This is a genomic window from Novosphingobium sp. AAP93 (assembly GCF_001296055.1).
Lineage (GTDB): Bacteria > Pseudomonadota > Alphaproteobacteria > Sphingomonadales > Sphingomonadaceae > Novosphingobium.
Genome location: NZ_LJHZ01000105.1, coordinates 1 through 9,383, shown reverse-complemented (window position 1 = coordinate 9,383; position 9,383 = coordinate 1). Strand labels below are relative to the sequence as shown.

Genomic DNA, 9,383 nt, shown 5'->3' with positions numbered 1-9,383 from the left:
CGGCGGGGAGGGCTTCGGAGGTCTTCACGTCGCCGCCCGCCGCGAGGGCCGCCGCCTCGATCCGATCGCGCAAGGCCTCGCCCGCCTCGTCGGCATCGGGGGCCGCCATGAACAGCGCGCGCATTTCGCCCACCTGCCGCTCGGCCTCGGCCTGCAGGGCGCTCAGCGAACCGATGCGCTTCTCGTTCGCATGGAACGTCTGCACCAGCGCGTCCCGCCGCGCGGCGCGCTCGGTGAACCCTGAAACCAGCGGGCCGATCACCACGGTCAGCACCAGCGAGGCCGCCAGCACGAGGATCAGCACGGCAACAAGCTTGCGCTCGCGGGGCGAGAGCAACCTCATTCGCCGTCCCTCCCGCGCGGGGTGAGCACGATATCGAAGGGGCGCCCGGTCTCGCTCTGCGCTTCAGCCTCGGCGCGATTGGCGCGCACGCTGGCGAAGAGGCCCGAGGCCTTGAGCGCGGCGACGACATTGACCCCCGGCGCGGCATAGCCTGCCAGATGCACGGCCTTGCCATCCCATTCGAAGCGCTGGATCCAGGCCTTGTCCGGCAGCACGGTGCCAACCTTGGCCATCAGCCGCAGCGGCTGACCTGCGGTGCGCTTGGCATTGAGCGCCTGCACGATCCGCCCGTTGCCGATCACCCGGTCCTCGATGCGCCGGACGGCCATGAGTGCGGGGGCCTGTGTATCGACAAGCGCCTGCAGGCGGTCCACCTGCTGCTGATCGCGCAGCACTGCCGTGCCGATATTGGCAAGCAGCAGCACGGCCACCACAGCCCACCAGAACCGTGCGACGGCGGGACGCGGGGGCAGCAGGCCAGCCTCGCGCATCGCCGGTGCCAGATCGAAATCGGTCCGCTCGCCCGCTGCATCGAGCGGACCGATGTGCGCGGGGACGACGCCTGCCGCCTGCGCGGCCTCGGCAATCTCGCGCGCGCGGATTATCGGAAGTGCGCCGACTTGCACGCGCACCATGTCTGCCCCGCTGCCGGCTGTGTCGGCAGGCCCCAGCGTGCGGATGCCGATCACCACGCTGTCCGCCGGGACGGGCATGATCCTGTCGGCATCGAGCGCGATCAGCGCCGCGAGATCGGCTTGCGGCAGGCGCGGCAGGGTGAGCGTGCGCACGAGGCACAGTTCGGGCGGGATCACCAGCGTGTCGACGCCTCGGCGGCTCGCCGCGATCACGGCGCCCTGCTCATAGCGGTGCCATGCGGTGAGGCCGCTGCTCCTGACCACGCCCGCCGGGAGCAGCTCCGCCAGTTCGTGCAGCCACCAGTCGAACCCGCCGCGCGCAAGCCGCGCCAGCGTCGTCATGTCCGAATTGAGCAGTTCGGAGAGGTTCATGGCGTCTCTGCGCAGTCGAAAGTCTTCCGGCCGCCCTGACAGCCGAGGCGCACCCCGCTGAGCGGCCGCACCATCAGCACCGGCCATGGGCGCGCATCGCCCTTGGCGAAGGCGAGGCGGATGCGCACCAGCTTGGGCGGCTGCGCGCGGGCCTGCCAGCGGCTCTGCCACGCGTCGCGTCCGGTGATCCGGTCGGTGCCGTAGTAGGCGATGTCGAGCCGCTCGACGCCGTCCAGCAGCGGGGCTGCATTCCACCCATCCACCGACGAGGCACCGAGATCGCGGCCCGCCAGCAGCGGCACAGTATACAGAACAAGTTCGCCACGCGGAGTTCGGCGCAAGCGCAGCGCCTGCAACTGGTGCGCGCCATCCGCAGCGAAACCGGGCGCGGTGAAGGTCAGCTCTTCGGGGTAGCCGACCAATGCGATCGTATCGCCAAGCCCGCGCGGATCGACTTGCGTGCGCATCTGTTCGAGCCGCGCGCGCAGCACGGTCTGCACGGAAACGACCTGTTCGAGTGCTGTGGACTGCCGCTGTGCGGAGCCGTCGAGCCGGGCGATCAGGTTCACCACGCCCGCGATCAGGGCCGAGATCATGCCGAACAGCGCGAGCGCGACCAGCATTTCGGCGAGCGTGAAGCCGGCGTCGTGCCGGGCGCGGCGGGGGAGGGCAGCGGCGCTCATTGCCGGGCTTTCAGCGAGGTGAGCCGGGCGAGGGTGCGGCCAGAGGCGGCATCGCTGACTTCGACGCGCACCGTCCGCAGCGCGAGGCCATCCGCCGCCGCCTCCGTATAGGCTTCGCTGGTGATCGCCCAGGCGAGGCGGCCATCGGTGCCGCGCGCCGGGATCGGTGAGCCGGGGCCCGGCACGCTTGCTGCCGCCAGCACCGAGCGCGCCAGCAGGAGCGCCTGCCGCTGATCGGCGGCGACGGTCGCGGTGCGCCCCATCTGCCAGACCGTGTCGTAGACCAGCGCTGCCATCAGCGCAGCGATGGCGAGCGCCACCAGCGCCTCGACCAGCAGGAAGCCGCGCTCCTTGGGACCCGGTTGCATCGCCTAGGCCCCCTTTCCGGCGCCGACACGCGGGATGTCGAAGATGGTCTGCGCGCGGCCGGTGCCGAGCGTGAGCCGTCCGCCGGTCGCGCTGCCATCGGGGTAGAACAGGACGGTGCGGGGCTGCAGCGACAGTGGTGCGGTGGTCGAAATGGTAATGCGGCGCGTATCGGCGATCAGCAGCCCCGAGGCGTCTGCGCTCAGCGCCACCGGAACGCCTCTGCGCATGGCCGCAGACCGGGCCGCCGCCATGCCTGCCACGACCTGTTCGCGGAGCAGGCGCTGCTGTACGGCGCCGCGCGCCGTCTCGATCCGGGGATAGAGCAGTCCCGCGATCAATCCGGTGATCGCCAGCACCACGAGCATCTCGAGCAGCGTGAAGCCGCGCACGGCAGGTGGGGGAAGGGAGGGAGCGGCGCGGTGCATGGCTTACCAGTTGCCGTGATCCTTGGCCTCGCCGCTGCCGCCTTCGGCATTGTCGGAACCCAGCGTATAGACGTCGACTTCGCCGTGCTTGCCGGGGACGGAATAGCGATAGGGATTGCCCCAGGGATCGGTCAGCGCCGCCGCATTGGGCAAGTAGGGCCCGCGCCAGTCGGCCATGCCCGGCGGCTGGGTGACGAGCGCCTGCAGCCCCTCCTGCGCGCTGGGATAGCGCCCGGCATCGAGCCGCAGCAGCTTGAGCGCCGCATCGACGTTCTTGACCTGCACCGCCGCCGTCTCGCTGCGCGAGCTGCCGAGATACTTGATCACTTGCGGCCCGACGATGGCCGCGAGCAGGCCGAGGATGGCGAGCACCACCAGCAGTTCGAGCAGGGTGAAGCCGTTGCGGACGGGAGGAGTTTTCCGGATTTTCATTGGGCCACCGCCAGATCGTTGAAGCCGAGAATGGCTGAGAGGATCGAGGCGACAATCGCCGCGACCAGCGCTCCGAGCGAGACGACGACAACCGGCGTCGCGATGGCGATCACGCGCTCCAGTTGCATCTTCACCTCGCGGTCGAGCACCGTGCCCAGCCGCGCGAGCATCGGGCCGAGCTGCGAGGTTTCCTCGCCGGTGCGGATGAAGCTGAGGGCCATGGCGGGGAGGACCTGACGTTCTGCCAGCGGCACGGCCAGGCCGCCGCCTTGCCGGACTATGTCGGTCACTTCGCCAAGGCCCGCATTGATGTGGCGGTTGGCGACCGTGCGGCGGGCAAGCGCCAGCGCGCTGGGCAGCGGCACGCCGCCATCGATCAGCGCACCGAGGCTGCGGGCGAAGCGCACCGTCTCGATATTGCGGACAAGCGCGCCGATCTGCGGGACTTTGAGCATGGTGCGGTCGAGCCAGACTTTGCCGCCCTGTCGGGCGAGCGCAGCGCGGGCAGCGAGGACAGCGACTACAAGCGCGGCGAGGATCAGCAGGCCATGTTCGCGCACGAACCGGCTGGCGCCCATCACCGCGAGCGAAGCGGCGGGGAGCTTGCCGGGCGGGGCGGAGGCGAACAGCGCCTCGAACTGGGGGACGACGAACAGGAGCATGAGCAGGATCACGCCGATGGCGATCACGCAGAGGATGAGCGGATAGGTCATCGCGGAGGTGATCTGGCGGCGCTGTTCGTCGGCTTGCTCCAGCATGCCAGCAAGCCGGGCGAGCGCCTCGCCGAGCTTGCCGTTGGCCTCGCCCGCTTCGGTCATTGCCGGGGCGAGGCCGGGGAAGAGATCGGGGTGGGTGGCGAGCGCGGCGGAGAGGGGCTTGCCCTCGCGCACCGCGGCCAGCACATCGGCGAGGCGCGCGCGCAGCGGGGGATGGGTGACGTTGTCGACCGCGATGGCCAGCGCGCGGTCGAGCGGGAGGCCCGCCTGCAGCAGCACACCGAGTTCGGCAAAGACATTGGTGACGAAGCGGGCGGGTGTCTTGCCCCGGCGCGAAGTGGTCGCGGCTGTGGGTTCGGCGACTTCGATCGGGCGCATGCCGGACTTGCGCAAGGTGGCGATGGCGTCGGCACGGCCCGACGCCTCGATCTGGCCCGAGACGGCGGCGCCATTGGCGGCAAGCGCGCGGTATTGAAAGGTCGCCACGCCGCTCAGTCCTCGCTCGCCACGCGCAGCACTTCCTCGAGCGCAGTGAGGCCGAGGCGGGCCTTGGTGATGCCATCTGCGCGCAAGCTGCCGGAGCCGGCGCGCGCGGCGGACTCGGCTATGGCGCGGGTGTCGGCGCGGCTGAGGATCAGGGCGCCGAGTTCGCGGTCGATGCGGATGAACTCGAACACGGCCATGCGCCCGGCATAGCCCGAGCCCTTGCACTGCGGGCAGCCGACGGGGTGGTAGAAGGTGTGGCGCTCGTGCGGCGCGGCGGCGATGCCGAGCCGGTCCAGCAGCGCCGGGTCCGCCTGATAGGGCTCGCGGCAATGCGGGCAGAGCCGCCGTACCAGCCGCTGCGCGAGGACGCCGGTCAGCACCGAGGACAGCAGGAACGGTTCCACCCCCATGTCGAGCAGGCGGGTGACCGCGCCGGCTGCGGTGTTGGTGTGCAAGGTCGAGAGGATCATGTGGCCGGTGAGCGCAGCCTGTACCGCGATCTGCACGGTCTCGGTATCGCGAATCTCGCCGACCATCATCACGTCCGGGTCCTGCCGCAGGAAGGACCGCAGGGCGCTGGAGAAGCTGTAGCCGATGGCGGGGTTGATCTGGCTCTGCACGACGCCGGGGAGGCGGTATTCGATCGGGTCCTCGATCGTCATCAGCTTGCGCTCGCGCGCGTTGAGATGGGCGAGCGCGGCGTAGAGCGTGGTGGTCTTGCCCGAGCCGGTCGGCCCGGTGACGAGCATGATGCCATGCGGCTGGGCGAGCGCGGCGAGGAACTGCGCGGCAAGCTCCGCATCGAAGCCCAGTGCTGCGGGATCGAGCGCGAGATTGGCGCGGTCGAGGATGCGCATGACGACGCTCTCGCCGTGGATCGAGGGGGCGGTGGCGACGCGCAGGTCGATCTCGTGGCCGCGCACGGTGAGGCGCAGGCGGCCATCCTGCGGCAGGCGGCGCTCGGCGATGTTAAGCCCGGCCATGACCTTGATGCGGCTGACCACCGGCGCGCGCATGGCGGGGGGCTTGGCGGGCATGTCGCGCAGCACGCCGTCGATGCGGAAGCGGACGGCGAGGCGGTCCTCGGTCGGTTCGAGATGGATGTCCGAGGCGCGGGCATCGACGGCATCGGCGATGAGGCGGTTGACCGCGCGGATCACCGGCGCGTCGCTGACGAGATCCTTGAGTCGTTCGAGATCGCCTTCGTCGACTTCGTCTTCCACTTCGGTCGGGATGGCGTCGCTGCGGTAGAGCCGGTCGATGGCGGCATCGATATCGCCCCCGCGCGCGACACGCGGCTCGACGCGGCGACCGGTGGCGAAGGCGATGCCGTCCACCGCCTCGCGGTCGAGCGGGTTGGCCATGGCGACGACGACCGCGCCGTCTTCGATGGACAGCGGCAAAGCCCGGCGATCACGCAGGAAGGGGGCGGAGACTTCGGGCACAGCGGCGGTCTCGGCCGGGAACTGGGCCGGCTCGACCAGCGGCAAGCCGAGCGCGTGGGCGAGGGCATCGGCGAGCGCAGCCTCGGAAATCAGGCCCAGCCGCGTGACGATCTTGTCGAGCGTTTCGCCCGTCTCGCCCTCGACCAGCCGCGCGCGGGCGAGCGCTTCCTCCGTCATCCCGGCCTCACGCCGCAGGATGGCCACGAGCGCGACAGAGGGATCGTCGACAGGGTTGCGCATGCCAGGTACTATCATCGCGAGTGGTAAAGGAATTGCCCGGATCTTCCACTCGCCAATGGCCCTCTCGCAGCCGCCGCGAGTGTCTTCTCCATCCCCACCTCGCCCCCCTCGTTGCCGGGTAGCCGGCGCTGTTTCGCGTTGAAACTCAGCGGAAAACGCGGGCTACATGCTATGTTTACGCCAAGCCGGGGCGCGGCGCGACTCTTTATGTCACCGTAGTTTGACGGACACCCATGCCGCCATGCATCAGACTTTTGCAAAAAGTGCATCAGTCTGTACGGAGCAAATACTCGCAATGCGCTTCGAATTCATCCTTTATTCAGGGCTGGGCAGATAATCGAAACGTATCACTTCCCTGTCGGTAGTGAAGGTTACATCCCAATCCTGGCGGCGGCAGCTTCGGCTTCCGCCGCCGTTTTTCAATCCGCCCCTTGCGCGCCGAGCGTGCGGATCGCGCGGTTGAATTCCTCCAGCGGGATGGCGCCCTCGGTCATGGCCACCCTGCCGGTGCGATTGTCGCGCACGACGATGGCGGGCGTTCCGGTCACTCCGGCGACATTGGCTGCGTTGAATTCCTGTCCGAGCGCCTCGACCGTGCTCGGTGCGTGGACGCAGCCATCGAGCGCGGCGAGGTCGGCGACGCCGGCGGCCTTGGCCAAGGCTTCCACACTGATCCCCGGTTTCTCCGGCAGACCGGCGCCGTTGGTGCGGGTCAATTCCATATAGCGGTCGAGGAAGCGGTAATAGGCCGGCGCCGAGGTCTGCTGGCCGATGCACAGTGCCGTCGCCGCCGCGATCAGGGCAGGGCGCCCATGCATCGGCAAGGGCAGGAGGCGCACCGCCAGGTTGACCCGGCCGCCGCTTGCATCGACCACCTTTTCCGGCGTGCGCCCCAACTCCTTGCAATAGGGGCACTCCGGATCGAGCCAGACGATTACGCTGAAATCACTGGCAGGCTGGCCGTAGACCGGCTCGCGCGCTGCGTCGACCGGCGTGACCGGACCGGCGCCATGCCAGATGGATTGTGCATCCGTATCGGCGGCGACGGCTGGCGCAGCGGCGCAGAGGGCAAGGGCGGCGCCTGCCAGCAGCGGACGAACAAGGGCGTGTCGGAGAAAGTTCATCGGCGGGCCTTCGGCTGAAACAGTGGCAAGGGTATGACAGCGTGAGGTTCGCCGACAGCGCGCAGCATAGGCAGCCAATTCGCGCTAGGCAATTTGCGCGAGGACTGTATATCACGGGATATAGCTTGATGGAGCCCGCCTTGCTGTTCCCGTTCCGCCATGTTCGGCATTGTCTCGTGTTGTGCATTCTCCTGCTCGCGGCGCTCGCACCGCCAGCGCATGCGCAGGCGCGCGGGCCGCTTGTACTGGCGGCGGCGAGCTTGCAGGAAGCGCTGACGGCGGCGGCGGACAGCTGGACGAAGAAGGGGCATCCGCGCCCGGTGCTGTCGTTCGCGGCGTCCTCGGCACTTGCCCGGCAGATTGCCGCAAAGGCCCCGGCAGACTTGTTCTTCTCGGCCGATCAGGAGTGGATGGACTACCTTGCCGGCCGCAATCTGATCGTCTCGGCCACGCGTGTCGACCTTCTGACCAACCGGCTCGTCTTCGTCGCGCCGGTCCGCAGCCGGGTGAGCCTGGTGGTACGGCCCGCCTTTCCGCTGGCTGAAGCACTGGGTGGCGGACGGCTGGCGCTGGCCGATCCCGATGCGGTGCCTGCGGGGCGCTACGCCAAGGAAGCGCTGACGCGGCTCAAGGTCTGGCCGAGCGTGGAGGGCAATATCGCGCGGGCAGAGAACGTGCGCGCCGCTCTGGCACTCGTCTCGCGCGGTGCCGCTCCGCTTGGCATCGTCTATGCAACCGACGCGCGGGCGGACAGCTCGGTGCGTGTCGCGGGGTGGATTCCGGCGAATGCGCATGAGCCGATCGTTTACCCGGTCGCCCGCCTGGCGGCTTCATCCAATCCGGAAGCGGAGAGCTTCCGCCGCTTCATCGTATCGGCGGAAGGCAAGGCGATCTTCCGCCAGTACGGTTTCGGCACGCGCTGAGCGGACGCCCCGGCAATGGGCATGAGCGCCGAGGAATGGGGCATCGTCGTGCTCTCGCTGCAAGTGAGCCTTGCCGCGATTGCCGGCGCGCTGCCGGTGGCGTTCTGCCTTGCGTGGGTGCTCGCGCGGCTGCGCTTTCCCGGCAAGATCCTGCTCGACGGGCTGGTCCACCTGCCGCTGGTACTGCCGCCGGTGGTGATCGGCTGGCTGCTGCTGATCGCTTTCGCGCCGGAGGGGCCGGGCGGGCGCTTCCTTGCCTTGTTCGGCGTCAGCGTCCTGTTCCGCTGGACCGGCGCGGCCATCGCCGCTGCCGTGATGGCGCTGCCGCTGATGGTGCGCGCGATCCGGCTGAGCCTTGAAGCGGTCGATCCCCGGCTGGAGCAGGCGGCACGCACGCTGGGAGCGGGGCCCTGGCGCACGTTCGCCACGATCACGCTGCCGCTCGCCGCGCCGGGTGTGCTGGCAGGCGCGGTGCTCGGCTTTGCGCGCTCGCTGGGCGAGTTCGGCGCGACGATCACGTTCGTCTCCAATATCCCGGAAGAAACCCGCACCTTGCCGCTGGCGATCTATGCCGCGCTCCAGCTGCCCGGCGGGGACAGCGCGGTGTGGCGGCTGGCGCTGATGGCGGTGGCGCTGTCGCTGGCGGCGCTCGTCGCGTCCGAGGCGCTGAGCCGGGCTTCGGGCAGCGGCAGGGGCGGCCATGTCCTTTGAGATCGACGTGACCCTGCGGCGCGGCGAGCGGACGATTGCCTGCCGCCTTTCCGCGCCTGCCGGGATTACCGCGCTCGTCGGCCCTTCCGGCGTGGGCAAGTCGAGCGTGCTGGAGGCGATTGCCGGCCTGCTGCGGCCCGAGGCGGGCCGGATCGCGGTGGGCGGCGAAGTGCTGTTCGACAGCGCTGCGGGCGTGAACCTTGCGCCCGAGCAGCGCGCCTGCGGCATGGTGTTTCAGGACCTGCGCCTGTTTCCCCACCGCCGGGTGCGCGACAACCTGCTTTACGGGCACCGGCTCGCGCCGCCCGAACGCCGCTTCCTGAGCCTCGATGAGGCGGCTGCCTTCCTCGATATCGCGCCGCTGCTGGACCGCCGCCCGCGCACGCTGTCCGGCGGGGAGGCGCAGCGTGTGGCCATCGGTCGAGCGCTGCTGGCGGGTCCGCGCTTCCTGCTGATGGACGAGCCGCTGACCGCGCTCG

General features: G+C 69.6%; 12 protein-coding genes. 3 read left to right on the top strand and 9 right to left on the bottom strand.

What is annotated here, in order from left to right:
* The 9 genes from IP83_RS16030 to IP83_RS15990 all read right to left on the bottom strand — a co-directional run.
* On the bottom strand, positions 1-343 hold a 343-nt coding region (locus tag IP83_RS16030), incomplete at its 3' end, for a hypothetical protein (RefSeq protein ID WP_197274408.1).
* Entirely contained in the window at positions 340-1,350 is a 1,011-nt protein-coding gene (locus tag IP83_RS16025) for a PilN domain-containing protein (protein ID WP_054123237.1), read from the bottom strand. The genes IP83_RS16030 and IP83_RS16025, both read right to left, overlap by 4 nt.
* On the bottom strand, positions 1,347-2,033 hold the full coding sequence (locus tag IP83_RS16020; RefSeq protein WP_054123236.1) for a type II secretion system protein J: 687 nt from the start codon (positions 2,031-2,033) through the stop codon (positions 1,347-1,349). Before IP83_RS16020 ends, IP83_RS16025 begins: the two co-directional genes overlap by 4 nt.
* On the bottom strand, positions 2,030-2,401 hold the full coding sequence (locus IP83_RS16015; protein WP_054123235.1) for a prepilin-type N-terminal cleavage/methylation domain-containing protein: 372 nt from the start codon (positions 2,399-2,401) through the stop codon (positions 2,030-2,032). Before IP83_RS16015 ends, IP83_RS16020 begins: the two co-directional genes overlap by 4 nt.
* 3 nt (positions 2,402-2,404) lie before the next feature.
* The gene (locus IP83_RS16010) at positions 2,405-2,827 is read right to left on the bottom strand and encodes a GspH/FimT family pseudopilin (protein WP_082364774.1); all 423 of its coding nucleotides are present in this window, start codon (positions 2,825-2,827) and stop codon (positions 2,405-2,407) included.
* A gap of 3 nt (positions 2,828-2,830) precedes the next feature.
* Positions 2,831-3,259: a type II secretion system major pseudopilin GspG gene (gspG, locus tag IP83_RS16005; RefSeq protein WP_054123233.1), complete on the bottom strand. Its 429-nt coding sequence runs from the start codon at positions 3,257-3,259 to the stop codon at positions 2,831-2,833.
* Positions 3,256-4,461, bottom strand: coding sequence for a type II secretion system F family protein (locus IP83_RS16000; protein WP_054123232.1), 1,206 nt, complete (start codon positions 4,459-4,461; stop codon positions 3,256-3,258). Before IP83_RS16000 ends, gspG begins: the two co-directional genes overlap by 4 nt.
* A 5-nt stretch (positions 4,462-4,466) precedes the next feature.
* Positions 4,467-6,146 (bottom strand): GspE/PulE family protein, encoded by a 1,680-nt coding sequence (locus IP83_RS15995; protein ID WP_231625082.1) that lies wholly within the window; start codon positions 6,144-6,146, stop codon positions 4,467-4,469.
* A 419-nt stretch (positions 6,147-6,565) separates the two neighbouring features.
* A complete protein-coding gene (locus IP83_RS15990) occupies positions 6,566-7,270 on the bottom strand; it encodes a thioredoxin domain-containing protein (protein ID WP_054123231.1) in 705 nt (234 codons plus the stop codon).
* A 128-nt stretch (positions 7,271-7,398) separates the two neighbouring features.
* Here IP83_RS15990 and modA point away from each other — a divergent pair, with 128 nt between their 5' ends.
* The 3 genes from modA to IP83_RS15975 all read left to right on the top strand — a co-directional run.
* Positions 7,399-8,193, top strand: a complete 795-nt coding sequence (gene modA / locus IP83_RS15985; RefSeq protein WP_054123230.1) for a molybdate ABC transporter substrate-binding protein — start codon at positions 7,399-7,401, stop codon at positions 8,191-8,193.
* 15 nt (positions 8,194-8,208) lie between these two features.
* Positions 8,209-8,904 (top strand): molybdate ABC transporter permease subunit, encoded by a 696-nt coding sequence (gene modB, locus IP83_RS15980; RefSeq protein WP_054123229.1) that lies wholly within the window; start codon positions 8,209-8,211, stop codon positions 8,902-8,904.
* A partial coding sequence (locus IP83_RS15975; protein ID WP_054123228.1) for an ATP-binding cassette domain-containing protein occupies positions 8,894-9,383 on the top strand: 490 nt, incomplete at its 3' end. The genes modB and IP83_RS15975, both read left to right, overlap by 11 nt.

Bases quoted from the DNA above. Each gene is read 5' to 3' on its own strand.
- IP83_RS16025 (WP_054123237.1), bottom strand. From the start codon at position 1,350: ATGAACCTCTCCGAACTGCTCAATTCGGACATGACGACGCTGGCGCGG.
- IP83_RS16020 (WP_054123236.1), bottom strand. From the start codon at position 2,033: ATGAGCGCCGCTGCCCTCCCCCGCCGCGCCCGGCACGACGCCGGCTTC.
- IP83_RS16015 (WP_054123235.1), bottom strand. From the start codon at position 2,401: ATGCAACCGGGTCCCAAGGAGCGCGGCTTCCTGCTGGTCGAGGCGCTG.
- IP83_RS16010 (WP_082364774.1), bottom strand. From the start codon at position 2,827: ATGCACCGCGCCGCTCCCTCCCTTCCCCCACCTGCCGTGCGCGGCTTC.
- gspG (WP_054123233.1), bottom strand. From the start codon at position 3,259: ATGAAAATCCGGAAAACTCCTCCCGTCCGCAACGGCTTCACCCTGCTC.
- IP83_RS15995 (WP_231625082.1), bottom strand. From the start codon at position 6,146: ATGCGCAACCCTGTCGACGATCCCTCTGTCGCGCTCGTGGCCATCCTG.
- IP83_RS15990 (WP_054123231.1), bottom strand. From the start codon at position 7,270: ATGAACTTTCTCCGACACGCCCTTGTTCGTCCGCTGCTGGCAGGCGCC.
- modA (WP_054123230.1), top strand. From the start codon at position 7,399: ATGGAGCCCGCCTTGCTGTTCCCGTTCCGCCATGTTCGGCATTGTCTC.
- modB (WP_054123229.1), top strand. From the start codon at position 8,209: ATGGGCATGAGCGCCGAGGAATGGGGCATCGTCGTGCTCTCGCTGCAA.